Genomic DNA, 24,753 nt, shown 5'->3' with positions numbered 1-24,753 from the left:
ATTATAACCGGCTTTGGCACTTATTCGAGGCCGATCAGGACGTCGTCACCTTCGATTTTGACGGGGTATGCCCGGGTGTCGCTGACTTTGAGATTGAAAAAAGCAATTTTTCCGTTTTTGATTATCTTCCCGGTTCTTATATCAAATACGGAACCATGTTTGGGACAAGCAATACTATATCCTTCCAGTATTCCGTCATAGAGAGAGCCGCCCATATGAGGACACGTATTGTCAATCGCATAGTATGTACCTTGGAAATTGGTCAGCAGCATCACTTTGCCATTGAGCGCAATTTTCTTTTTCTCGCCGTCTTTTACTTCGCCTGTCTGGGCAACTTTATAGTACTGCATACGATCGCTCCTTTCGTTTGATAGACTGAGTATATCATAAAATAACGATACCGATACAATGATTCCCATATTCCAGCCCCGGGCTTTTGTAAACCGCTAAGTCCGCCGATTCGGAGTGACAGAACCCCAATCTGCGGCCGGATGGTGCTGTGATCGTAGCTTGATGGGAATGGTTATCAAGTCAATTATATGCCTGCCAAAGTAAATAACTCTTCAATTCTATTTTTCGAAAACCTCCAGCTTTCCGGAATGATATCAATGGTTCCGCGAGCAGAAGCTCTGTCACTCCAGACTTGATTTTCATATAATATAGTTTCACCGCGACCGGCAGCAGACTCTTTAAGCCTTTGGGCGATTTCGTCCGGCGTTGCAAGATATACTCTGGGCATAGCATCTATTGCAACATTTTCAAACTGCACAAGGCAAAATATTGTTCCGCGGTGATGCCCTGCGAGCCATTTATCCACAGCTTCATGGTATGTAGAATCTTTCTTGTAGCCTTGCGTCAGACCCCAGCCGCCATCCTGACTTCCTTTGACCGAAATCTTCAGCATCTGGGTGCCCTTAACGACAATCAGGTCGTACTCCGGCTGATTTGCTCCGTATTGTACCGACACATCATAGCCGCAGCGCGCAAAGAGACCGGCCGTAAAGGCCTCTGCTGCAATTCCAACATGCCAAGAACTGGTTTGTTTCTTCATGCTAATCCATACCTCCTTGTATTATAGAGTAGTAGTTATTAGAGCCCCTCTCCAAGGGCTTGTGCTACACTGTAAGGGATGCTGTGGATTGGTTTGAAACCCCTACCACGCGATGGTTCACGAAAGGTTCCAACCACAGCCCTTTGCAGGTTTGTTAATCAGTTAAATACCGCCCGACGGTTTATGTGGAACAAGGTTACAAGAGCAAAGTGTCCTGTGGATGCAGCATCATAATTTTACCGCCGGAGGTTTTGCTATGATTTCTGTTGGAATCGACGTTGCCAAGGACAAACACGATTGCTTCATCATCGACTCGGAAGGGGAAGTTCTTGCGGATGTGTTCACCGTTCCAAACAGCATGGATGGCTTTCACCGCCTGCTGCAAAGGATCCGAGACTGCTCCTCGCCCCAAGACAAGATAAAAGTAGGACTTGAGGCTACCGGGCATTACAGCTGCAACATCCTTGGGTTTCTTCTTGACAACGGTCTTCCCACCTATGTCTTGAACCCCTTGCACACGAACATGTACCGGAAAAGCCTCAGCCTCAGAAAGACGAAGACAGACCGTGTCGATGCGCGAACGATTGCGGCTATGCTTTTGTCCGATGTGGGCCTCAAGCCCTACACAGACACAGCTTACCACAATGAGGAGCTAAAGTCACTCACGAGATACCGCTTTGACAAGGTGAAAGAGCGCGGTAAGCTTAAGCAGTCTATTGCCCGCCTGGTCTGCATCCTGTTCCCTGAACTGGAAAAACTGGTGCCGACGCTTCACATAGTCTCCGTTTACGCCTTGCTGGTGGAATTCCCCGGAGCCAAACAGATTGCCCAGGCACATCTGACGCGGCTGAAAACGCTTTTACATGACGCTTCCAGAGGTCGCTACGGACGGGACCTGGCCGTGAATATTCGGGATACTGCCAGAGCTTCCGTCGGTTCTGAAATGCCGGCGAAGTCGCTGGAGCTGCGGCACACCATCCGGCTTATTCGGGAACTGGATGCCGAGATTGCGGAAATCGAGTCCGCCATCCGGCACATCATGGACGAGCTTCATTCGCCCATTACGACGATCCCGGGTATTGGCACCCGCATGGGGGCCATGATCCTTGCCGAGGCTGGCGACTTCTCCCGGTTTGATTCTCCGGACAAGCTGCTGGCCTACGCCGGGCTTTCACCTTCAACATACCAATCCGGGCAACTCAGGAATTGCTATGCCCATATGGAGAAGCGCGGCTCCAGATACCTGCGTTACGCCATATTCAATGCCGCAAAGTATGTCTGCCTCTGGGATCCGACATTCTCTGCCTACCTTGCTAAGAAACGGGCGGAGGGCAAGCACTACAACGTCGCAATCTCTCATGCTGCCAAAAAGCTGGTACGGCTCATTTACGCCTTAGAAAAGTCCGGAGAACCTTATCGCTTGGCAGCGTAGCTTTCACTCAATAGCCGGCATGGGGCTTTAATGCGCCCCTGCTTTGCTATACCTTTTTGAGCCATCTGGTTTTTGTCCACAATCCTTAATTCAGGGCTTGACTTTTAATAGTTAATCTTTCATTCGGACGGGGTTTTCCCGCCGTTAAAAAGCAAAAAGACGTGCGGCCGCGATCTGCGCGGCGCGCACGCCTCTGTTTTTTTACCTGAAAGATTCCCCGCAAGGGTTGCTTCTTCGGTGCATTTCTGCTTTCCAGAGCTTCGTCGGAATCCGGTACTTTTGCCTGAGAGCTTTTGCGAGTTCCCCTTCGGCGACGCATTCGCGTTCTCTCCCGAATTCTTCATCCGAATATTCAGTTTACGGGCGATAACCCGCCCGGTTTCTTTCATTGTATGGTCTGGCCAAAGGAAAGTCAACGGGGATTTCGGCGAAAAGGGGGAAAATATTGCGGATCTCTTGTTGAAAATTTACAGATCGTTAACGGACTTGTGATAATTGAACCATTCCCCGGGGGTATACTGTACTCCGTATCATCCGGGATACGGGGGGTCAGCGTATGAAGACGGCAGCCAAAGCAATTGGGAAGGAAAAAATAATCCTTATCGGGATTCTTTTTCTCGCGGGGATTCTCACCTATTGGGGATTCTGGGACATGGGATACGGCAACGAGTATTACACCGCTGCGGTAAAGAGCATGCTTCAGAGTCCTCATAACTTTTTCTTCGTGTCCTTTGATCCCACGGGTTTTATTTCCGTGGACAAACCCGCTCTGGGGCTCTGGATCCAGTGCCTTTTCGCGGCGGTATTCGGCGTGCACGGGTGGAGCGTTATTCTGCCGGAGGCTCTGTGCTCCGTCGGGTCCGTGGCGGTGCTGTATGCAATTATCAAGCGGAATTTCGGCCCGGCGGCGGGGCTTTTCTCGGCCCTTCTGCTGGCTTTGACCCCCATTTTCGTCGCGGCGGCCCGGACCAACAACCTGGACCCCTCTCTGGCACTCGTCTGCCTGCTGGCTGTCTGGGCGCTGGATATCGCGGCGGAGCGGGGAAGCCTTAAATACCTTTTATTATCCATGGCCCTGGTGGGAATCGGCTTCAACATCAAGATGCTGGAGGCCTACCTCATCGTACCGGCTTTATTTCTGACCTATCTCATCACCGCACGGACGGGGGTCCGCAAACGGATCCTTCATCTGATTCCGGCAGTGGCCGTGCTGCTGGCGGTTTCTTTGTCCTGGGCCGCGGCGGTGGACCTCACGCCTGCCGACGAGCGGCCCTATGTGGGCAGCAGCAACACCAACTCCGTTTTGGAACTTGCCCTCTATTACAACGGCATCGAGCGGGTGGTTTCCCTGATCCGGAGCGGCGGAAGCAGCCAGCATATCGGAACGGCCGATACCGGAACACTGTCCGAGGGGTCTGACGGCGGCCGCGTGGCGCAGGAAGGTGCGTCTTTCACTCCGGGAGAATCCGGACAGCCGGCGGGAACGGGGTATGATGATTCCCTGTCCGGAGGGTACGACGACGGGCGGCGTACCGACGTCGGGAGAGCGTATTATGCTCCGGACGGGTACGGGCAGGGTGCTGAAGACTACGGTGATTTTCTTCCCGGCGGCGGGAGCGCCAACGCCATACCCGAGGGGTTCGGCGGCGGCGGAGACGGGATCGGCCAGGTTCCGAGACAGGAGAACGGCATCCTCGGCGGCGTAAATCCCTTCGGAACCGCGGGAGGCGCAGTCTCGGAAGGGACTTATATCGGGACCTCCGGAGAAGCCGGAAAGGAAGGTTTCCTCCGGTTCTTCAACAGCAGCATGTCCGGCCAGATCACCTGGTTTTTGCCCCTGGCGCTTTTCGGTATCGGAATGCTCGTTTTGAGCCTCGTCCGGAGCAAAGACGCTCTCCGGCGGACCGCGCTGCGGCAACTGGTACTGTGGTCGATCATTTTTATCACCATGTACGGATATTTCAGCGTGGGGAGCTTTTTCCACCTCTATTATCTCAGCCTTTTCGCTCCGTGCATCGCCGCGCTGGGAGGAATCGGCCTGTGGGAGATCCGGCGGAGGCTCCTGGCGGCACCGGAGTTTCGCAGCCGGGATCTGGCGCTGTTGTTCATCGCGCTGGGAGCAACCGCGGCGACGGAAGTGCTGATCCTCAGCTATCACATGGACTGGTTCTGGATTTTTGTCCCCATCCTTTGCGGCGCTATCGGAACCGGAGTCCTTCTCCTGACGGTTTTCCGCCGGAGCGTAAGATGGCGGAGGGCCTCCCGCCGGGCGGCGTCCGCGCTCATTGCGGCGGGAATCCTGGCGGCTCCCGCTTTCTGGTCCCTCACCCCCATTCTTTACGGGACCTCGTCCGTGCTGCCCTCCGCCGGCCCCTCGGCATACCGGCTGGGCTCCTCCATATCGGCAATGGCGGAAGAGCTGAACGCTTACCTTGAGAACAAATACAACGGTGAAACCTACTATCTCGCGGTCACCTCCGCGGCGGACGCCGAGCCTGTAATCCTGGGGAGCGATCTGCCGGTGATGACCACCGGCGGCTTCCGGGGCACCGACGAAGCCATCACCCTGGAGGAGTTCCAGGCCCTGGTGGCAAAGGGTGAGATCCGGTATTTCTGGCTTCGGAACAGTATTGGAAGAAACGAGATTGCCCAATGGGCGCAGACGGTGGGCTCCAGAGTTTCCCTCACGGGAACCGGACTAGGAAGCGGAACCCTGTACGACCTTTCCGAGTATACCGGATAGACCGGCTTATCCAAAATAACAGCAAACGGCCGCTGCAATCAACGAAAACTGCAGCGTCCGTTTTGCCATATAAAAACCGCCTGGCGGCGGATCGATTATGTTCAGTATTTATACTTTACACGTGAGAATACGCTCCGATGAAAGAGGGTTTTGCTTCCGTTTGCTACGTACATTCTGTATTGACGGAGCGGAAGCTTTGAGACGGACCCCGTACCGGCCTCCCTGACGGACGATCTCCGGTTCCTCCAGAATAAGCTCGTCGGCGTCGGGGGTTACGATGCCGTACCCGGTGGAACGGACCTCCTGGAGGGCGGCCGCCACCTTGTCATATTCCCGCTTGACCGAGGACAGACCGGTGAGAAGATTCATGAGATCGCCGTCGTCGGCAACGGCAAAGCCTGACTGATTGCTGAGGGTGGTGTAGAAAAGCTCCCGGGGAAGGGCGAGTATCGCCGTGGCGATCCCCATGCCGAGATTGATGCTGCCTATCTTGGCAGAGCTGATGCTGCCCCCCTCCCCCATCTTTTCAATGGCGGACTCCACATCCCGGATGCGGCGCATTTCTGCCGCGCCCCCGCGGATGGCGGCGTAGAGCTCGTTCTTGATGGGGTTTCCATGGGGCAGAGCATCCACCCAGGGTGGAAGGAAAAGGTCCAGCTCCTTGACCGGAAATTCGTAGAGAACCCCCCGGAGAATATCGGTGATGTCGGATTCCCGAAGCTCCAGGCAGTTGGCGGTCATGCATGTCACCTGGTACTTGGCGGCCAGCTCGTTGCGGATGGCGACGGCTCTGTCGGAATTGGGGCTGGCGGAGTTCACCACCACCAAAAAGGGTTTTCCCAGTTCCTTGAGTTCCCGGATCACCCGGTCTTCAGCGGCAATGTAATCCTCCCTGGGAATCTCGGTGATAGTCCCGTCGGTGGTGATGACGATGCCGATGGTGGAGTGCTCCGCGATCACCTTCCGGGTGCCGATCTCGGCGGCTTCGGTCATGGGAATCTCATGGTCGAACCAGGGCGTGGTGACCATGCGGGGGTACTCCCCTTCCATGTGCCCCGCGGCCCCCTCCACCATGTAGCCCACGCAGTCGATGAGCCGGACGGAAAAAGCGGCGCCGCCTCCCAGATTGATCTGCACGGCCTCCTCGGGGACGAATTTGGGCTCCGCCGTCATAACGGTGCGCCCGGAGCCGCTCTGAGGGAGCTCATCCTTGGCCCGTTCCCGGCGGTAGACATTGTCTATGTTGGGAATAACAAGGGTCTCCATGAAGCGCTTGATGAAGGTGGATTTTCCGGTCCTCACCGGTCCCACCACTCCGATATAGATATCACCGTCGGTGCGCTGCGCGATGTCCTCATAGATTTTACGATTTTCCACGCATTTTTCCCCCTCACGGACTTTTACCGGAATGCCGCGGGCGGCATTCGGCGCAGTTTATTCATTTCATCAGCGGCGGGACCCGCCGGAATCGGAAGAGTGCCTGGGCGTATCGGACCTGCGGCGGTTCAGCGCTTTTTGGGGATGAGGAGCAGGCGGCCCTCCGGCAGACCCTCGGATTCGGCCAGTTCGTTGGCCGTCATGATATCCTTCACCGTAGTGTTGTATTTTTTGGCGATGTCCCAGAGGCGCTCCTGCCCTCCCGCCATGCGCAGGACCACGGAGGGACTGCCGGAGAGATCCTTGGGAGAAGCCGTGTTCATGCGGACATCCCGGATACAGGCGGTTTTGCTGCCGCCGGTGACCAGAATCTCAAAGTCCACGGAAAAGCGCAGTTCGATCCCGCTGGCGGAGGGGGTGGCGAAGATTTCTCCCGGGCAGGAAGCCATCGCCCAGACGCGGCTGGTTTCCGGAGCCTCGATCCGGCAGGAGGCGGGAGTGCGGCGGGAAACCTCATAAAGCTCGTTGTCCTCGGCCATGTACACCGCGGTGACTGTGGCCTCGGCGCTGAGGGTGACCATGGTTCCCTCCCGGGTCTGGGTGGTTTCTCCCATGCCCACGGCTGCGTCCAGCACCGAGCGGGTCAGCACTCCCGTCTCCACGGTTTCCCGCAGGGTCTGGCGGTGAACCGTTTTTTCTATCAAAGACGGGAGAGCCAGTGGCTGAAGGTCGGCGGAGAGCTCATAGACCGTGGAGTAGAGGTCGGTTATCATATCCAGGGGCAGGTTTTCACTGATCACCGCCTGGGATTTTAAATTCAGGGTCACCGTGACGATGTGGTTTTCGTTGGGGGAGGATTCCCCGCCGATCTGGAATTCCGCGCCGGAGAGCATGAGGATAATATCGCAGACCGCGTCTTCCCCCGCGCCCTCCGATTCCAGAATCTGAGAGAACGGAAGCTCGTATTTTCCGCTGGTCATGTCTCCGGCGGTGCTCCGATAGAGAATTTCCACATTGGCGATTCCCTTGAAAACCAGCTTGTTGCCAATGACCTTGGCGTCTCCGGAGGAGAGAGACACATGGGTGCGCAGGATCTCTTCCACCCCGGGCTTGGCGGAGGATATGTTCAATTCATCCACAAATGTAAAGTCCTTATCCTTTACGGACAGAACCAGGTACGCGGTCTGGGTTTCCCGGAGGATCTCCAGGCTCTTGGCCTCGGTTCCCTCCACGTCGGAGCAGAGCTCCATTTCCATGGGCCGGTAGGCACAGACGCACAGAAGGATGTTCGCCCGGGCAAGGACTTTCCGGGGATTGAGAAGGCGTGTCTCAATCGCCTGCAGGCAGGGGCGGACCACCAGAGAAGTGGTCTGGGTGAGGTCCCGGTTTTCCAGCACGCAGGTAAAGGGGATGGACATTTCCAGGCGCCGGATCCCCCGCTCCCCGTCGGGAACATAGAGAACGCAGGTTTTTACCGTGCCGGTAATTTCAGCCCGGCCATCCTGCGTATCCTTGCCCCGAATCAGGACCTTTCCCTCGGTGTCAATGATCCGCAGGATATCCGGGCAGGCATCGGGAACGATCATCTCCATGGTTTCCTCGTGAGCCAGCGTAGTATCCAAAATCCTTTCACAACAGGCTAACTTTCTTTTTTTGAGTTCCAGCTCCATATTTGTCCTCCCCTTGTCGCTCATTTCAATACGAGTGTATGAGCAGGGACGAGGGGTTATTCATCGAATTCCAAATATTGCACGCAAAATTCCGGTGAAGAGCCTGGGCGATTTTACCACTACAATCTTCATACAAAGCACCTTTCCGCCGCATAACGCGCGGCAGCCGCCCGTTGCGGCCGGCGGCGGGCCGAAAATGTCTCTTTCCGCCGCGCCGGGCGCTCCGGCGGGCCGGGAACGGCGGATTTCATCTGCAGCCGCGGAAGTAGAAATATGCCATAACCACCAGCGCGAGGCCGAAGACGGCCACCACAAAGCTGGAGGGAAAGACGGAGGCCAGAAGAATCCCCAGCCCCAGCGCGGCGGCGCATAAAACGATTACCCGAGTGCCAATGAACATATGTATGCCGCCTTTCGTCATACTCAATCATATTGCGGAAGCAATACGGCTATTACAGTATATACGAAGGAAGAAAAACCGTGACTTTGGACGCCTGGAGTCCGGCTCCGTTTCTTACCGGCTTGCCGGAGACTCGCTTTTTCTTCTTTCAGCGGAATAAACCGGGAGGCCGCCATTTTAGGCGGCCTCCCGGTTTTTGACTATTTGACGGGCGGCGGCAGAACCGAAATTTATTTAAGCCTGAATTTATGGACCAGACGGGGGCAGATGCGGCCGCTGCGGATCAGAAAGGAACGGCCGGAGTCCACCTCCACGGAAAACTCCGAGGAAAGGGGTTCGTTGCTGATGCTCAGGGTGTCCCCTCTGCAAACAGTGGCATCGATGAGAGGGTATCTGACGCCTGAAAGAGTGACCCCGGTTAGCTTCTCATCGATGGGCTGAAGGCCGAAATACCGGTAGGGCGGGTCGTTTTTTACGGTGATCCGGCCGCCGGAGAAAAAGGAAATCTCATTTTGCGGGTCCACAAGCAGCCCGGACGCGCCAAGCCCGGCGATGGTTTCCAGAAGAAAGAGATTCGCGAGATAATGGTCGGCCCGGCCTCCGCTGCAGCCCAGGAGAATCAGGCGATCCGCCCCCTCTTCCAGAGCCAGGCGGACGGCCGCGTGGGCGTCGGAAAAATCTTTTTCCCGCCTTAAGGGGACGAAGCGAAGATCCGCCCGGGGAGTCCCTCCGGAGTCCCCGTCTCCCACCAGAATCTGCGGATGCAGGCCCGCGGCCAAAGCCGAGCGGAGCCCCCCGTCGGCGCAGATCACCAAGGGGTCTTCGGGAAAATACGCCCGCGCAAAACCCCAGTCCTTATGGGATACGGAACCGAAAATCACTGCCGTTTGACTCAAAGCTGCTCCCACTCCTTCTTATCCTTCAGGAGCTCATAAAGCTTCCGATAGCTTTCGTGACGGCTGGGCTGAATTTTGCCCTGGGCCACCGCCTCCAGAACGGCGCAGCCCTGCTCCTTGGTATGGCTGCAGTCGGAAAAGCGGCATTTGCCCAGATAGGGCTCAAATTCCGGCATCCCCCAGGGGAGCCGGGCTTTGGTGTTCAGGTCCAGAAGATCCGCGTCGAAGGAAGAAAATCCCGGGGTATCGGTGACGACGGCACCGCAGGACAAGCGGAAGAGTTCCACATGCCGGGTGGTGTGCCTTCCCCGCCCCAGTTTTTCGCTCACCTCTCCCACCCGAAGGTGAAAGCCGGGCTCCAGGGCGTTTAAAATGCTGGTTTTCCCCACCCCGGAGTTGCCGGTGAAAACCGAGACCCGGCCCGTTATCAGGGGTATCAGCTCCGAAATACCCTCCCCGGTCTCCGCGCTCACCCGCGCCACGGGAAAGCCGGCCTTCCGGTAAAGCCCAACGAGAAAATCGCCATGATTCAAGTCGCATTTGTTGACGCAGACCACCACGCCGCAGTTTCTCAGGCGGGCCACCACAGCCAGCCTGTCGATGAGAAAGGGGTCGGTCTCAGGAATGGCGGCGGAGGCCACGATGACCATCTGGTCGATATTGGAGACGGCAGGGCGCAAAAACTCGTTTTTCCGGGGCAAAATCCGCTCCAGAATCCCCTTTCCGTTTCCCAAAGGGGTTATTTCCGCACAGTCGCCCACCAGGGGGGTCTCTCCGTCCTTGCGGAAGCGGCCCCGGGCGCGGCATTCCAGGATGCCGTCCGCCGTGTCCGCGTAATAAAAGCCGCTGAGGGCCTTGAAAATTGTTCCTTCCATATCAGCTAAAGGTGATCTCCCGGCTGTCGCTGAGCACCCCGTCGAAATACACGTACATCCACTCAGTGCCCGTGCCGGACAGGGAGACGGGGATGGACCCGAGATTTTTATTTACCGTCTTGTCGAAGACAACGGCGTTATCCAGTTCCACCACCACATGCACCACGCCCTCGCCGGAGGGAAGGCCGATGGTCTGCGTCAGGGTGACGGGGGTAATTACGGGCTTCTCGCTGGGGGTGACGGCGGGTCCTACGCTGATTTCAAAATTAATGGCGGTCCCTTCGGGGACGGAGGTGGTGGCGGCTACGCTCTGGGAAAGGACCGTGCCGTCTTCAGAGCTGTCTTCCACCGGCGTCAGGGTGCCTTCCTTCAGATTGAGTGCGGCAAGCTGGAGCTCAACGGTTTCAATGGGAAGGCCCACAAAGGAAGGAACGGTGACCATTTTCACCTCCGGCCCGGTGCTTACCACCACGACGATCTCCGCATTTTTCGTAAGCTCGGTCCCATAAACCGGCTGGGTGGAGACGACATACCCTTTTGTAATGGTGTCGGAGGCGGCCTCGCTGGTGGTGACGTGGAAATCAAAGCCCATATTGTCCAGATATATCAGAGCGGACCGGTATTCGGTGTTAACCAGATCCGGCATGGACGCGGTCCTGGGCCCCAGACTCACCACCACGGTGATTTCTGTGTTGCGCTTGACCTTCCGGCCGCTTTCCGGGTCCTGGGAGAGGATGACGCCCGCCTCCGTCTCGTCACTGTACTGGGGTTCCCCCTCCACAATGGTAAATTCGCTGTTATCGTCGGAAGAGCGGACGTCCTCCAGACGTTTCCCCACCAGTTCCGGTACCGTCAGCTCGCTGGTGGCGGAGAAAAAGCTGCGGAAGATAAAGAACCAGAGGGAGAAGATAACGACCAGCACCACCACTACGGCGGTGACCATGACGGCCCGCTTTCTGCCGGAGCCTCTCCGGACCTGCAGATCCTCATACTCCACGTCTTCGCTGTATCGCAGACGGGGATTGATGGCTTTTCGGCGGCCGGAATTGGAGATCACCTGGGTGGGTTCTCCGGTATCCGGCTTGTTCATGAAGTCTGCGGGAGTGTAGTCGAAGATGATGCTGGGATTTTTCCGGAACTCCTCCAGGTCGGAGAGCATGGCGTCGGCGGAGGGATACCGCTTTTCCACATCGGAAGCCATGGCTTTCATTGTGATGGCCTCCAGGGCCTCGGGAATTTCGGGATTCAATTCCCTGGGGGACAGAGGGACGGAATTGATGTGCTGAATGGCCACGGATACGGGAGAGTCCCCCTCGTAGGGCAGGCGGTTGGTGATCATCTCGTAGAGGACGACACCGGCGGAATAGATATCCGAGCGGGCGTCCACATGGCTTCCCCGGGCCTGCTCCGGCGAAATGTAGTGCACCGAGCCCAGGGCTTCCTGGGTGAGGGTGTTCTGGGAGGAGGTGAGGCGCGCAATGCCGAAATCGGCCACTTTGACGCTTCCGTCCCGGAGAATCATGATGTTGTGGGGCTTGATATCCCGGTGGATGATCCCGCGGCTGTGAGCGTGGCCCAGGGCTTTGGTGATCTGAATGATAAAGTGCAGCGCTTCCCGCCAGCTGAGCTGGCCGCGCTTTTGCATGTACTGCTTGAGGGTGATGCCGTCGATGAGCTCCATGACGATATATTCTATGCTGGAAGAGCGGCTCACATCATAAACGGAAACAATATTGGGATGAGAGAGCATTGCCACCGCCTTGGACTCGTCGTGAAACCGACGGCGGAAATCCGCATCCTGGGCGAGATCGCTTTTCAGTATTTTAACGGCAACCAGACGGTTGAGCCTGTGGCAGCGGGCCTTGTAGACCACCGCCATGCCCCCCGTGCCGATCACCTCCAGAATTTCGTAACGATTGTCGAGAAGCTGGCCGATATAATTATCCATCGACGCTTTTCCCTCCCTTCTGAATTCCGGGCCTTACAGCTGCAGAAGAACCACGGTTACATTGTCGGGCGCGCCCCGGGACAGGGCGATGTCCAGCAGCCTTCCGCAGCAGCCGGGCAGGTCCTCGCCATGGAGCACCTCATATAAAATCTCCTGATCCCGGACCTGATTGATGAGTCCGTCTGAACACAGGAGCAAAAAATCTCCGCTTTCCAGAGAAACGACAAAGCTGTCGCACTCCACCCGGGGTTCTGTGCCCAGGGCGCGGGTGATGAGGTTCTTGCTGGGATGGAGCCGGGCCTCCTCGGGCGTAAGGTCCCCCCGCTCCACCATATCCTCTACCAGAGAATGGTCCTTCGTAATGCGCTGAATCCCGCCGGGGGTGATGCGATAGGCGCGGCTGTCCCCCACGTTGACAATCACGGCCTGGCTGCCGGTAATCACCGCGGAGACCAGAGTCGTCCCCATGCCCTTGCATTCGTCGGACAGTCCCGCCTTTTCGTTAACAGCCGCGTTTGCCCGGTTCACGGCGGCAACGGCGATATCCGATACCTGCTCGGCGCTTACGCCCGGCACAAGCGCAGGCTCCAGCGAAGCGAGAAAGGTCTCCACCGCGAGGCTGCTGGCCACATTTCCGGCCCGGGCGCCGCCCATTCCGTCGCAGACCACCAGAGCGGCGCGTCCTCCGTCCTCAAAGAGCCGGATGGCATAGGCGTCCTGGTTCTGCTGCCTGACTCTGCCCTTGTCCGTGATTCCCCACGCTTTCATCCCGATTCCTCCAGCTGCCGCTACAACACCGACCCTGAAGAAAACGGGTTAAGCCCGCAGCGGGCTCCCGCATTCCCCAGGCCTTCCGGCCGGTGCTGGGCAACGATCTATAATACCGGCGGGCGGATGCCCGCCGCGGATCCATCCAATTCATATCTATAGCGGCACTCTCTCGTCTTATGCTCCGGGTTCCCTTCCGCCGCTCTCCAGGAGCTGGCGGCGGCGGAGCTGGCCGCAGGAGGCGTCTATTCCTCTGCCCAAGCGCCGGCGGACCGTTACGGTCACCCCATGGGATTCCAGGCGGGCCTTGAATTCCCCAAGGCGCCTGCTGGGTACCAGGCCGATCTCCGAAACGGGATTGAGGGAAATGAGATTCACATGGCCGGGGGCGCGTTTCAACCGGGAGGCGAGCAGATCCGCCTGCCAATCGGCGTCGTTTACCCCGTCGATGAGGGCGTATTCATAGGAGATCCGGCGCCCGGTCTGCTGAAAATACCGGCGGCAGGCGTCCATAAGCGCGTCCACCCCGGTGCCCCGGTTGACGGGCATCAGGCGGGAACGGGTCTCGTCGTCGGGGGCGTGGAGGGATACCGACAACGTCAATTGTAAATGATAAGTTGCCAGTTTGTCAATTTTTTCGATAAGCCCCGAGGTGGAAAGAGAAATGTGGCGCATGCCGATGTTCATCCCCTGAGGGCGGTTTACCAGGTCCAGGAAACGAAGGACGTTTTCGAAATTGTCCATGGGTTCCCCGATGCCCATGAGAACGATGTTGGAAACAGGCAGGCCGGAATCCAGCTGGGTGAAGAGCACCTGATCCAGGATTTCCGACGGGGCGAGATTGCGCCGAAAGCCGCCCAGGGCGGAGGCGCAGAAAGCGCAGCCCATGCGGCAGCCCGCCTGGGAGGAAACGCAGACGGTGTTCCCGTGGCGGTAGCGCATGAGGACGGTTTCGATACAGTTTCCGTCCGAAAGGCGCCAGAGATATTTCACCGTCCCGTCTTCCGGGTCGGTCTGCTTTTTCACTATTTCGGGAACGGTTACGAAAAAGGTTTCCCTCAGCTTGTTCCGGAGGTTCTGGGGCAGTTCTGACATTTCGTCAAAGGACCGGGCGCCCCGGTGCAGCCTGCGGAAGATCTGTTCCGCCCTGTAGGAGGGTTCTCCCAGCTCCCGGAGAACGGTCCCGATTTCCTCGGGGGTCATGGATTTGATGTCGGTCATATGTTTTTCCTCATGCGGCAGATGAAAAACCCGTCGGTGCCGTGCCGGTGTGGCCAGAGGGTGAGCATGCCGCCCGGGACTTCCCCGAGGCCGGGCAGACGGAACGACTCCGGCGCGAAGCCGGGGGCTTCATCCAGAAAGGCGCGGACCACGGCTTCGTTTTCCTCCCGGCGCAGGGTACAGGTGGAATAGAGCAGGACGCTGCCGGGCTTTACGTAAGCGGAGAGATTTCGGAGGATGGCAAGCTGCAGGGACGGCAGGGTTTTCAGAGAGTCTGGGTCCTTATATCGGATGTCCGGTTTCTTGCGGATGACGCCCATGCCGGAGCAGGGCACGTCGGAGAGGACCAGGTCCGCGGAACCGACAAGGGAAGGCTCCGGTTTGGAGGCGTCCAGCAGAGCGGTTTCAAGAACGGAGATTCCCAGACGGCCGGCGCCCTCCCGGATGGCTTCCAGCTTTGCCGGATAGATGTCGCAGGAGAGGATGCTTCCCCGGTTTTTCATCTCCATGGCCGCGGCGAAGGACTTTCCTCCCGGCGCGGCGCAGCCGTCGATCACCCGGAAGCCGGGTTCCGGCGCGGCCGCCAGCACGGCAAGGCGGGAGGCGGGGTCCTGAATCTGAAAAAGCCCTTCGCGCCAGGCGGAAAGGCGCTCCAGACCGCCGGCGCCGGACAGCTTCATGCAGCCGGGCAGCCACGGATGGGGCTCCGCGGAAACCCCTTCCCCTTCCAGGCGGGCCGCAACTTCCTCCGGAGATGCCTTCAGGGAATTTACCTGGATCCAAAGCGGGGCGGGAGCGTTGTCGGCTCCCAGGAGGGCTTCGGTTTCCTCCGGACCCAAAACGGGCAGCATTTCCCTGATATACCACAGCGGATGGCTGTAAAGAACGGAAAGATAGGTCTCCCGGGGCTCCCGGGGCGGCAGGGGCAGGGCGTCTTTCCTCCCTGCCGCGGCGCGCAGCACGGCGTTGACCAGACCCGCGGCCCGGGGGTTCGAGTGGCGCCGGGCCAGCTTCACCGATTCGTTCACCGCGGCGCTCTGAGGAACGCGGTCCAGCATGGCAAGCTGGAAAAAGCCCAGGCGGAGGATATCCAGCACCTGAGGCTCCAGTTTTTTCAGAGAAACGGAGGAGAAGTGGGAGATCCAGAAATCCAGCAGGAGCCGGTTCTGCAAAACGCCGTAGCTCAGCTGGGCGGCGAGAGCCAGATCCCGGGGGGACAGCTCCGCCCGGGGGGCGGTTTTCCGAAGATAGACGTCCGACCAGGCTCCTTCCTTCCGGAAGGCGGCGAGGGATGCGTAGGCCAGCTCACGGGCGCTTACTTCCGCCATGCTCAGTTTCTCCTCCTGCCGGAGAAGAGGAGCATAAACCGAAGAAGCTGGGCCAGAGACACGAGAAGGGCCGCCACATAGGTGAGGGCCGCGGCGGAGAGGACTTTTCTGGCTCCCTCCACCTCGTCGTCCAGCAGCAGATGTCCGGATTCGATGGCCTCCAGGGCCCTGTGGGAGGCATTGAACTCCACGGGAAGAGTGACCAGCTGGAAGGCCACCATGAAGGCGAAGAATATGATGCCCAGGCCGAAGAGCGGCTGGGAATTAAACAGAAGGCCCAGAATGATGCACACAAAGGCCAGCTGGGAGCCGAAACGGGACAGGGGGATGATGGTCTGGCGCAGCCGGATGGGGCCGTAGTTCACGGCGTACTGCACGGCATGCCCCGCCTCGTGGGCCGCGACGCCCACGGCGGCGATGCTGGGCGAGTCGTACACTCCGGCAGACAGGCGGATCACGTTGTCCCTCGGATCGTAGTTGTCGGTGAGATTGCCGGGGATGCGCTGGATGTCAACGCCCTGGACCCCGTTCATGCGGAGGACTTCCCTGGCGGCATCCGCCCCGGTGGGCCCGTGGGCGGAGCGGATCTGGGAATACTTCCTGTAGTTGCTGCTGATGCGCCACTGGGCCCAGATCGTGAGGGCCAGGGCGGGAAGAAGTATGATCCAGTAGGTATAATCGTAATAAAAGTACATAGACACTCCTTCTTTTTTATAAAAGGCCGGGGCCGGCGGAGGTTCCCGGTAAAACGGGATGGCCCCGGAGATAGTCTGAAGCGGCCATCTTTTTTCCGCCCTCGCCCTGAAGGCGGGTGATACGAACGGCGTTTTGATCTCCGCAGGAGACGAGAATCCCTTCCCCGTTGGAGGAAAGCACCCTTCCGGCGGGGGCGGAGCAGGGTCCGCCGGGTCTGGCTTCCAGCAGCTTCAGGCGTTTTCCGTCCAGGCTTGTTCCCGCCGCGGGCCACGGGAGAAGACCGCGTATCTGATTTAGTATAGCCGCCGCGGGGCGGTTCCAGTCCACTTCGGAAAGTTCCCGGGAGAGCATGGGGGCATAGGTGGCCCCGGCAGGGTCCTGGGGAACGGCCGTGAGCTTTCCCGCGGCCAGAAGCGGCAGGGCCCGGCCGAGAGCTTCCGCGCCCAGGAGACTGAGCCTGTCGTGAAGCGCTTCGGAGGTTTCTTCCCGGCCGATGGGGGTCTTCATCTGGAGAAGGATATCCCCCGCGTCCAGAGCCTCGGCCATGCGCATAATGGTGATCCCGGTCTCCTCCTCCCCGTTTATAACCGCCCAATGGATGGGCGCCGCGCCCCGGTATTTGGGCAGGAGCGAAGCGTGGACGTTGACGCAGCCCAGCTCCGGCAGCTCCAGCACCGACGGGGGCAGCAGCTTCCCGTAGGCCGCCACTGCGATGAGATCGGGCCGCAGGCTCTTTAAAAGTTCCAGAGCGGCGGGATCCCGCAGAGAGGCGGGCTGGTATACCGGAGTGCCCTGGGACTCCGCCAGGCGCTTGACAGGGGGCGGCGCGGGCTTCATCCCCCTGTTTCTGGGCTTGTCCGGCTGGGTGAAGACGGCCAACACCCGGTGGCCGTCTTCGTAGAGCCGCTCCAGTGAAGGAACGGCAAAATCCGGGGTACCCATAAATACGATCTTCAAGGCTTAACCATTCCTTCTTTTTTTCTCTGCGGAATAATCCCGCAGTTCATCGTCGGACAGATACCGGCTCACGCGCTCGGTAAAAAGATGCCCGTTCAAATGTTCGGTTTCGTGGCACAGGGCCCGGGCGGTGAGGCCCTCCCCCGTCATTTCAAAGGGTTTTCCGAAGCGGTCCAGGGCCCGGACCTTGACGCGCATGGGACGGCGCACCAGACCCACGACGCCGGGGATGCTCAGGCACCCCTCGGGACCCTCCTGCTCCCCGCTCACGGACAGGATTTCGGGATTGATCAGTTCCACAAATTCCTCGTTTTCGTCCATCACCAAAACCGCGCGGCGCAGCACTCCCACCTGGGGAGCGGCAAGGCCCGCCCCGCTGGCGTCCACAAGGGTTTCCCTCATGTCGTCCAGAAGCATATGAAGATGACCGTCAAAGTTCGTAACGGGACGGGACTGCTTTAAAAGTGTGGGTTCGCCCCGGGTCAGAATTTTTCTCAATGCCATTGTTGTTCCTCCGATACTCATACTTGCGTTTCTACATCAGTTTATTCAAGACTGTCGCTGTCTGCAAACAGAGACAGGTTCCTGTTTTGTTTTTCATTCCGGAAGGTGCGCAGCAGCCAGCCGATCCACTCCCTGGTCTTGCGGTCGTTTTTTCCCATCAGGGTGAGGCGGTAGCGGTAGCGGTTGTTGACCTTCAAAACAGGAGCCGGGGCGGGGCCCAGCACCAGAAGCTCCGGCGCGCCGGGGTTTGCGCCCAGCGTCTTCTCCAGCATGCCGCGGAGGTTCCGGCAGCCACGGAGGGTCTCCGTCTCGTCCCGGCCGGACACCGTGAGGGTGAACAGATCCGAGAAAGGAGGAAAGCCGCGGATCCGGCGAAGGGCGATTTCCGAATCATAAAACCCCTCGTAATCCTGGGCGGCGGCAAAGCGGATGACGTCGTTATCCGGGGTGAAGGTCTGGAGCACGGCCCGGCCCTCCCGGTCTCCCCTGCCGGCGCGGCCCACCACCTGGGTGAGCAGGGAAAAGGTGCGCTCCCTGGCCCGGAAATTGTCCACATAGAGGGACAGGTCGGCGTTGATGACCCCCACGAGGGTGACATTTTCAAAATCCAGGCCCTTGGCCACCATCTGGGTTCCCACCAGCACGGGGATTTTCTCCTTAACAAAGCGGTCCAGGAGGACCTCATGGGGCCGAGAGGGGGAAACCGTGTCGGTGTCCATCCGGAGGATTTCCACGCCGGGAAAAAGGGCTTCCAGCTCCTCCTGCACCTTCTGGGTGCCGGCCCCTATGTACTTGACCAGCCCTCCGCAGTCCGGACAGCGGCCGGTATCCTTTTCCGAGTGCCCGCAGTAATGACACATGAGGCGGCCGTTGGCGGAATGATAGGTCAGAGGGACGCTGCAGCGGGGACACTCCGGGACCCAGCCGCACTCGCCGCAGGCCACCATCCGGCTGTTGCCCCGGCGGTTGAGAAAAAGGATGCTCTGGCGGCCCGAGCGGATGTTCTCCTCCAGCTCTTCCCGAAGGACCGAGCTGATTACCCCGCCGTTTCCCTCCTTCAGCTCGCGGCGCATGTCCGCCAGAATGACCCTGGGAAGGGGACGGTCGTTGTACCGGGAGGAGAGAAGAAAGGAACGATACAGACCCGTCTCGGCAAAATAAGCGGTTTCCACCGCCGGGGTCGCCGAGCCCAGAAGAAGGACCGCGTTGTCCCGGGCGCAGCGGTATTTGGCAATATCCCGGGCGTGATACCGGGGATTGTTTTCCGATTTATAGGAGTATTCCTGTTCCTCGTCCAGAACGACGAGGCCCAGGTTTTTCAGCGGCGCGAACACGGCCGAACGGGTCCCCACCACGATGTCCACCAAACCCGCGCGGATGCGCTTCCATTCGTCGTACCGCTCCCCCACCCGGAGGGAGCTGTGCAGAACGGCGATGCGCCCCGGGAAGTAGGAGGAAAAGATGGAAACCAGTTGCGGCGTTAGAGCGATTTCCGGAACCAGGACCAGGGCGGTTTTTCCCCGGGCAAGGACCCGCTCCAGAAGCCTTATATAAACGAGAGTTTTACCGCTTCCGGTTACTCCCCGGAGAAGGGCGGCGGCAGGTTCTCCCCTGCTGATGAGGGCGCTGATCCCCTCAAAGGCGGCTTCCTGCTCCCGGCTGAGGACAATCGGTTTCCCGGGCTGTCCGGACTCGGGGCGAAGGGGACGGCGGAAGACCTCCCGGGCCGAGAGGGCGACGACGCCGGCCTTCTCCAGACCCTTCACGGTGGCGGGGGACGCACCGGTAAAATAGCACAGCTCCTTGACGGAAAGGGAGCCCGCCTGGGCCAGAAGCTGCACCGATGCGCGGCGCAGGGGGGCGGCTCGCTTTCCGCTTTCCAGAAGCCCCAGGGCCTCTTCCGCCGGGAGGGCCAGAGAGACGACGCTTTCCATTTTATCGCGGACGCCGCGCAGAGCGTGCGTCTCGGAGAGAAGGATGTTCTTTTTTGCAAGAAGCCTCACGGCGGGGCCGGGGTCGTCCTCGCCGAAGGCCAAGGATACCGCGCTCCAGTCGGCCTCGCCGCCGTTGGCATACAGAACGTCCAAAAGACGTCTGGCGCCTTCCGAACGGGCGGCGGCCCCATAAGCCGCTTCCCTGTCCACCCCGCCTGCAACCTTCACGGTGTCTTTGAGGGAGAACCAGAGACCCGCGGGGAGCATTGCCTTCACAGCGTCGTAAAGGGTGCAGAAATACCGGTCGCGCATCCACAGGGCGATGCGGAGCCCGGCCTCGTCCAGCACGGGGGCCTCGTCCAGAAGGGCGGTGAGGGATTTTAAGCTGCGGGCGGCGGGATTCCGGGACAGGGCAAGGATGATCCCCTCGGAGCGCCGGTTGCCCCGGCCGAAGGGGACCATGACGCGGACGCCCGGAGCCGCCCCGCCGCAGAGGGCCGGGGGCACGGCGTAGTCATAGGGTTTATCTATGGCGTAAGCCGCCTCGGCAAGGGCGACCTTCGCCGTCAGTACGCCTTCCATCTTTTCCTCCCTAACCGATCATCCGCCGGAGAAGGATTTTGGTCAACGCCAAAAAGCGCGGATCCGGCGCGAAGCGCCCGACTGCCGCGCCATTTCTTTTTCCGGCCCCGGGGTATGCCGCCGATTTTACCTGTCGGCGGTTTTTTTACCGGCGATCTCATTGATCGCGGTGGTCACGGGCTTTTCCGACAACGGCTCCCCTTCGTTTTCCGCTTCCTGGGCAATGATCCGGGCACGATGGGCAATGACGTTGACCAGCCGGTAACGGTTGGGAACTTTTTTCAGAAGATCGTTCATAGCGGGATACAACATGGGTTATTCTACCTCCCTGATGAGATGTATTCTGTCCTTTGTGCGGCAATGCTCGGCAGTGATAATCGCGTCCAGCTCCGCCGCAGAGGAATTTTTATCGCGGTTGATTACAATGTAGTCGTATTGATCCATCCGGGCATATTCCTCACGGACTTTTCTCAGCCGGCAGGCGATCTTTTCCTCGCTGTCGGTGTGCCGGCTTCGGAGCCTGCGCTCCAGTTCCTCCAGAGAAGGCGGGGCGACAAAGACCAGAACGGCCTCGGGGCGCGCCGCTTTCACCTGGGCCGCCCCCTGGACCTCGATGTCCAGCAGAACGTCGTTTCCCAGGCTCATCTCCCCATCCACGAAATCGGCGGAGGTGCCGTAATCGTTATCCACATAGCTGGCGTGCTCCAGCAGCCGGCCGTTTTCCACCATATCGGCAAATTCCTCCCGGGAGACAAACCAATAATCCTTGCCGTTTTGCTCTCCGGGCCGAGGCTCCCGGGTGGTAAGAGAGACCGAGAAGCGCATGTTCCCGCGCTTTTCCAGAAGATCCGCAATGATCGTGCTCTTTCCCACCCCGGAGGGACCGGAAACCACAATCAGCTTTCCCCTGCTGTTATTCATCGATCTCCTCGTCCTCTTCTTCCTCCACATTCAGGCGGTTTGCCACGGTTTCCGGCTGTATGGCGGAAAGAATGACATGGTCGCTGTCCATAATGAGCACCGCCCTGGTGCGCCGGCCGTAGGTGGCGTCAATGAGCACGCCCCGGTCCCTGGCTTCCTGGATGATGCGCTTGATGGGCGCGGATTCGGGACTGACAATGGTGATGAGGCGATTGGCGGAAACCATGTTTCCAAAGCCGATGTTGATGAGCTTCATGCGTTATACTCCCCTTTATTCCGATTCCAAGATCCAATCAATCCGCGCCGTTACCGGGAAGGCGTCCGCGGCGTCCCCGGCCTTTCGCTGCCGGATAGGCTATTCCACGTTCTGGGCCTGTTCCCGAATCTTTTCAATTTCCGCTTTCATGTCGATGACGCTGCGGGCGATGGAAATGTCGTTTCCCTTGGAGCCGATGGTGTTGGCCTCGCGATTGAGTTCCTGGACCAAAAAGTCCAGCTTCCGGCCGATGGGAGTGCCGGAGCGCAGCATATCCCGAAGCTGGGAAACGTGGCTGCGCAGGCGGACGGTTTCCTCGTTCACCGCCACCCGGTCTGCAAAGATGGCGGCTTCCGTCAGGATTCTCGCCTCGTCCATCTGGACGCCGGCAAGAAGTTCATGCATCCGCTGTTCCAGCTTTGCGCAGTATTCCGCGACGGTCTTGGGAGAGCGCTCCTCCACCTGGGACACGATCCCTTCGATGGTGTTCAGGCGGGCCTCCATGTCTTCGGCCAGCCGGGAACCCTCCTGCTCCCGCATGCGGGAAAAGCCAAGAAGCGCCTGGTCCAGGACCAGAAGAATGTCACGGGTCAGGTTTTCCAAATCCTCCTGCTGCTTTTCCACCAGAAAGATGTCGGAAAAACGGGCGAGAACGGAGACCGAAATGTCGTCCTTCAGCCCGTAGTCGTCCCGAAGCTGCCGGAGGGCGTCCACATAGCCCTGGGCCACGGGCCGGTTCACGGAAACGGAAACCTCGTCGGTCCCGCAGCTCTGAATGGTGATAAAAACGTCCACCTTTCCCCGGGAGATGGACTCCTGCACCCGGGAGCGGATGGCGTCCTCAGCGTAAGTATAGATACGGGGAAGCTTGATGGAACAGTCGAAATAACGGTTGTTCACCGAGCGCAGCTCTACGGTGATATCCCTGTGCCCGACGATTTCCTGGGCGCGCCCGTAACCGGTCATGCTCCTCAACAAAATGGAATTCATCCTTTCCACGGTCCGCCGCAATCCGGAGGGCCGGCAGCAGTCGTAAAAGCGCGGGAAAACCGCGCGGAAACAATTGGGTATAATAATTCATTATACCACAAAATTAATGAAATAGCAAAAAAAGCTTCCGAACGGCTCAGACTCCGGGAGGACGGGTTCCCTTTCCCCAAAGACCGGCCAGTCTTCCCCTAAAGGAAAAGATGAGCCGGGAAAAGCCAAGATCGTATACGATAAAGGCCGCGTTTCCCAGAAGGAAAGCGAACAGGGCGAAATCCGCCACCGCCGGCACCGTTTCCGCAAAAAGGGTGAAAAAACCAAAGTACAGGACGAAGAGGAGGGCGTTGAACACGCAGAGCTTTAAAAACCACTCCAGGGGCAGCTTTCCCAGCCGCTCGATAAGGCTTTTCACCACGGGATAATGGCCGAAAAAGAGAAGGTAGAGGACGGCGGTTCCTTTGTCCGGGAGGAGAAGGAGCGATAGAATGCCCGTTACGGCATAACAGAACAGCCCTCCAGGGATGCCAAAGCGAATCACGGCGGCGGCGGGCAGAAGCCCCGCCACGGCAACCAGAGCCAGACGTCCCGTGGGAGCCACGGCGGAGAGAAAGAGGACGACCAAAGACAAGGCCGCCAGCACCGCCGCAAAGGATAGCGTTTTTGTGCGTTCCTTCATTTCCGGTTCTCCCAGTACTTTAACAGCAGGGAATGAGATCCCCGCCCATGCATTCACAGCAGCAGTCCGCGCAGACGAGAGAGGTACAGCAGTCGCAACCGCTCATTCCCATGGGATTGCCGTAACCCGCGGGCCGGTATGCCTGGCCGCCGGACTGCATATAATTGAGCGCCTGCCGGTATTCCGGATTGGCGGGGTTCATGCTGCAGGCGGTCTCGTAGTGACGGCGGGCCTCGTCCAGCCAGCCTTTCCGGTAGGCGATGCTGCCCATGAGAAAATGCCATTCCGCATCCTGGTTGGTGACGGTGCTGAGCATCTGCTCGGCCTGGGCGATATTGCCGCGGTTGATGTGCAGGCGGACGGTATAGTAAAAGGTCGCGTTGGGGGGCGTTTCATAGGCCCCGCGGGAGGAAGAGGAATAGCTCTCCTGCCGTCTGGGTCCTCCCCCGGCGGCGCGCATCTTCACAATGGCGTCGTAAGCCTCGTTGATTTCCTTCATTTTTTCCTGGGCGAGGTCGGACAGGGGGTTGTCGTGATAATTGTCCGGATGGTATTTTCGGGCCAGTTCCCTGTAAGCCTTTTTGATTTCCTCGTCGCTGGCGCCGGGGGACACGTTCAGGACCTGGTACGGATCATTCATTCTCTGTTCTCCTATCCCATTTCTTTGCCGGGGACCGAAAGCTGCCGTCAAGGACCTGCCGGGTGACCTGAGGCAGTCCCAGATAAATCATATTTTCCAGGATATCCGACCATACGCCGAAGTCCACCAGCTCAAAGGCCGAAGCCATAAGGCTCTGGGAATGGCGCAGGGTAGTCTCCAGAGAGGATAGCGCCTCGCCGGCTATGGGAGAAGCCGAAAGGGCATACCGAAGGGCCACGGGGTTGTAGTTCCCCTCTTTTAAATCCGCCGCGAGATCATCGCAGGCGTCAACAATATAAATCCATCTGCCCAGATGATAGAGAAGCTGCTCCAGCGGACGCCGCCGCTTCGGGTCCTCCACGCCCAAGGCCGAGAAACTGAGGATCCTTGCAAAGGTGTCGGCGGGCCTGTCCAAAGAATCGCAGCCATCCTCCTCCAGGGCTTTGAGCTCACGGAGGCAAAGAGAAACCTGCCTGTCAAACTCCGGCCGCAGCCGGGCGGCCTTTCGATAAGCCGGGTAAAAGAAAAGAGACAGGAGGCGATAGACGGCCGCTTTCGGGAAGGGACTGTCCGAAACGGAATCTTTCAGTTTCCACCAGAAGAGGATCATGCTGTCGTCGGCGGCAAGCTCAAGGGCACCCGTCCGGGCGCAGACGCATTTTTTCCGGAGCGGGCTGGCGGCGCATCGGAGATGCAGATAATCCGGCTGCGTTTCCGGGGAGAGCAAAATCGCCAGGAAGGTAAAATCGTAATTGAGAATCCACCGGGCAAAGGGCCCGTATCTGTTTTCGAGCGTATGGCAAAGGCCGCAGTAAGCCGCTTTGAACTGTTCAAAGTGTTTCACCTTCAGTTCGCCGCGCAGAGGCCTCACGTATCCGAACATGCCGATTC

At 58.9% G+C, this 24,753-nt stretch carries 25 protein-coding genes and 1 riboswitch; of the genes, 2 read left to right on the top strand and 23 right to left on the bottom strand.

Annotated elements, in window-relative coordinates; translation table 11 throughout:
• Window positions 1-20 precede the first annotated feature (20 nt).
• Both B9A13_RS01925 and B9A13_RS01920 read right to left on the bottom strand, forming a co-directional pair.
• Window positions 21-350 carry a Rieske (2Fe-2S) protein gene (locus tag B9A13_RS01925; protein WP_159447992.1) on the bottom strand — a complete coding sequence of 110 codons (330 nt, stop codon included), beginning with the start codon at window positions 348-350 and terminating at the stop codon, window positions 21-23.
• 185 nt (window positions 351-535) lie between these two features.
• Entirely contained in the window at window positions 536-1,051 is a 516-nt protein-coding gene (locus B9A13_RS01920) for a PDDEXK-like family protein (RefSeq protein ID WP_084233338.1), read from the bottom strand.
• Window positions 1,052-1,307: 256 nt separating this feature from the next.
• Here B9A13_RS01920 and B9A13_RS01915 point away from each other — a divergent pair, with 256 nt between their 5' ends.
• On the top strand, window positions 1,308-2,483 hold the full coding sequence (locus B9A13_RS01915) for an IS110 family RNA-guided transposase (protein ID WP_084233337.1): 1,176 nt from the start codon (window positions 1,308-1,310) through the stop codon (window positions 2,481-2,483).
• Window positions 2,484-2,744: 261 nt separating this feature from the next.
• A riboswitch (glycine riboswitch) is annotated at window positions 2,745-2,827 on the bottom strand.
• 212 nt (window positions 2,828-3,039) lie between these two features.
• Window positions 3,040-5,226 (top strand): ArnT family glycosyltransferase, encoded by a 2,187-nt coding sequence (locus B9A13_RS01910; protein WP_084233336.1) that lies wholly within the window; start codon window positions 3,040-3,042, stop codon window positions 5,224-5,226.
• A 108-nt stretch (window positions 5,227-5,334) separates the two neighbouring features.
• On the opposite strand, the gene spoIVA is transcribed toward B9A13_RS01910, so the two are convergent.
• From spoIVA to B9A13_RS01815, 21 genes are all read right to left on the bottom strand, one after another.
• Window positions 5,335-6,603, bottom strand: a complete 1,269-nt coding sequence (spoIVA, locus tag B9A13_RS01905; protein WP_084233335.1) for a stage IV sporulation protein A — start codon at window positions 6,601-6,603, stop codon at window positions 5,335-5,337.
• A 128-nt stretch (window positions 6,604-6,731) separates the two neighbouring features.
• Window positions 6,732-8,273: a DUF3794 and LysM peptidoglycan-binding domain-containing protein gene (locus tag B9A13_RS01900; protein WP_159447991.1), complete on the bottom strand. Its 1,542-nt coding sequence runs from the start codon at window positions 8,271-8,273 to the stop codon at window positions 6,732-6,734.
• Between the two features lie 60 nt (window positions 8,274-8,333).
• Complete coding sequence (gene spoVM, locus B9A13_RS14640; protein WP_423241257.1) at window positions 8,334-8,405, bottom strand: stage V sporulation protein SpoVM; 72 nt, start codon at window positions 8,403-8,405, stop codon at window positions 8,334-8,336.
• Window positions 8,406-8,520: 115 nt separating this feature from the next.
• Window positions 8,521-8,673: a hypothetical protein gene (locus B9A13_RS14235; protein WP_200809662.1), complete on the bottom strand. Its 153-nt coding sequence runs from the start codon at window positions 8,671-8,673 to the stop codon at window positions 8,521-8,523.
• Window positions 8,674-8,903: 230 nt separating this feature from the next.
• Window positions 8,904-9,569 carry a thiamine diphosphokinase gene (locus tag B9A13_RS01895; RefSeq protein WP_159447990.1) on the bottom strand — a complete coding sequence of 222 codons (666 nt, stop codon included), beginning with the start codon at window positions 9,567-9,569 and terminating at the stop codon, window positions 8,904-8,906.
• The gene (gene rsgA, locus B9A13_RS01890) at window positions 9,566-10,444 is read right to left on the bottom strand and encodes a ribosome small subunit-dependent GTPase A (RefSeq protein ID WP_084233332.1); all 879 of its coding nucleotides are present in this window, start codon (window positions 10,442-10,444) and stop codon (window positions 9,566-9,568) included. The genes B9A13_RS01895 and rsgA overlap by 4 nt, the downstream gene beginning before the upstream one ends.
• 1 nt (window position 10,445) lies before the next feature.
• Window positions 10,446-12,392, bottom strand: coding sequence for a Stk1 family PASTA domain-containing Ser/Thr kinase (pknB, locus tag B9A13_RS01885; RefSeq protein WP_084233331.1), 1,947 nt, complete (start codon window positions 12,390-12,392; stop codon window positions 10,446-10,448).
• Between the two features lie 33 nt (window positions 12,393-12,425).
• Window positions 12,426-13,160 carry a Stp1/IreP family PP2C-type Ser/Thr phosphatase gene (locus B9A13_RS01880; RefSeq protein ID WP_084233330.1) on the bottom strand — a complete coding sequence of 245 codons (735 nt, stop codon included), beginning with the start codon at window positions 13,158-13,160 and terminating at the stop codon, window positions 12,426-12,428.
• A 177-nt stretch (window positions 13,161-13,337) separates the two neighbouring features.
• Window positions 13,338-14,381, bottom strand: coding sequence for a dual-specificity RNA methyltransferase RlmN (rlmN, locus tag B9A13_RS01875; RefSeq protein WP_084233329.1), 1,044 nt, complete (start codon window positions 14,379-14,381; stop codon window positions 13,338-13,340).
• The gene (gene rsmB / locus B9A13_RS01870; protein WP_084233328.1) at window positions 14,378-15,709 is read right to left on the bottom strand and encodes a 16S rRNA (cytosine(967)-C(5))-methyltransferase RsmB; all 1,332 of its coding nucleotides are present in this window, start codon (window positions 15,707-15,709) and stop codon (window positions 14,378-14,380) included. The genes rlmN and rsmB overlap by 4 nt, the downstream gene beginning before the upstream one ends.
• Window positions 15,710-15,711: 2 nt before the next feature.
• Entirely contained in the window at window positions 15,712-16,404 is a 693-nt protein-coding gene (locus B9A13_RS01865) for a zinc metallopeptidase (RefSeq protein WP_084233327.1), read from the bottom strand.
• 16 nt (window positions 16,405-16,420) lie between these two features.
• On the bottom strand, window positions 16,421-17,362 hold the full coding sequence (gene fmt, locus B9A13_RS01860) for a methionyl-tRNA formyltransferase (RefSeq protein WP_084233326.1): 942 nt from the start codon (window positions 17,360-17,362) through the stop codon (window positions 16,421-16,423).
• Between the two features lie 3 nt (window positions 17,363-17,365).
• Window positions 17,366-17,866 carry a peptide deformylase gene (gene def, locus B9A13_RS01855; RefSeq protein ID WP_084233325.1) on the bottom strand — a complete coding sequence of 167 codons (501 nt, stop codon included), beginning with the start codon at window positions 17,864-17,866 and terminating at the stop codon, window positions 17,366-17,368.
• 41 nt (window positions 17,867-17,907) lie between these two features.
• Window positions 17,908-20,382, bottom strand: a complete 2,475-nt coding sequence (gene priA / locus B9A13_RS01850; protein ID WP_084233324.1) for a replication restart helicase PriA — start codon at window positions 20,380-20,382, stop codon at window positions 17,908-17,910.
• A 126-nt stretch (window positions 20,383-20,508) separates the two neighbouring features.
• A complete protein-coding gene (rpoZ, locus tag B9A13_RS01845) occupies window positions 20,509-20,694 on the bottom strand; it encodes a DNA-directed RNA polymerase subunit omega (RefSeq protein WP_084233323.1) in 186 nt (61 codons plus the stop codon).
• Between the two features lie 3 nt (window positions 20,695-20,697).
• Window positions 20,698-21,303 (bottom strand): guanylate kinase, encoded by a 606-nt coding sequence (gmk, locus tag B9A13_RS01840; RefSeq protein WP_084233322.1) that lies wholly within the window; start codon window positions 21,301-21,303, stop codon window positions 20,698-20,700.
• A complete protein-coding gene (remA, locus tag B9A13_RS01835) occupies window positions 21,296-21,559 on the bottom strand; it encodes an extracellular matrix/biofilm regulator RemA (protein WP_084233321.1) in 264 nt (87 codons plus the stop codon). Before remA ends, gmk begins: the two co-directional genes overlap by 8 nt.
• Window positions 21,560-21,658: 99 nt before the next feature.
• Complete coding sequence (locus B9A13_RS01830; RefSeq protein ID WP_242942748.1) at window positions 21,659-22,549, bottom strand: YicC/YloC family endoribonuclease; 891 nt, start codon at window positions 22,547-22,549, stop codon at window positions 21,659-21,661.
• Between the two features lie 136 nt (window positions 22,550-22,685).
• Entirely contained in the window at window positions 22,686-23,222 is a 537-nt protein-coding gene (locus tag B9A13_RS01825) for a hypothetical protein (protein WP_084233320.1), read from the bottom strand.
• Between the two features lie 19 nt (window positions 23,223-23,241).
• Window positions 23,242-23,862 (bottom strand): J domain-containing protein, encoded by a 621-nt coding sequence (locus B9A13_RS01820; protein WP_084233319.1) that lies wholly within the window; start codon window positions 23,860-23,862, stop codon window positions 23,242-23,244.
• A complete protein-coding gene (locus B9A13_RS01815; protein WP_084233318.1) occupies window positions 23,855-24,745 on the bottom strand; it encodes a DUF5685 family protein in 891 nt (296 codons plus the stop codon). The genes B9A13_RS01820 and B9A13_RS01815 overlap by 8 nt, the downstream gene beginning before the upstream one ends.
• Window positions 24,746-24,753 lie beyond the last annotated feature (8 nt).

The organism is Papillibacter cinnamivorans DSM 12816, from assembly GCF_900176335.1.
GTDB lineage: Bacteria > Bacillota > Clostridia > Oscillospirales > Oscillospiraceae > Papillibacter > Papillibacter cinnamivorans.
The sequence above is the reverse complement of the archived record's forward strand: the minus strand, read 5'-3'. Positions and strand labels throughout refer to the sequence as shown.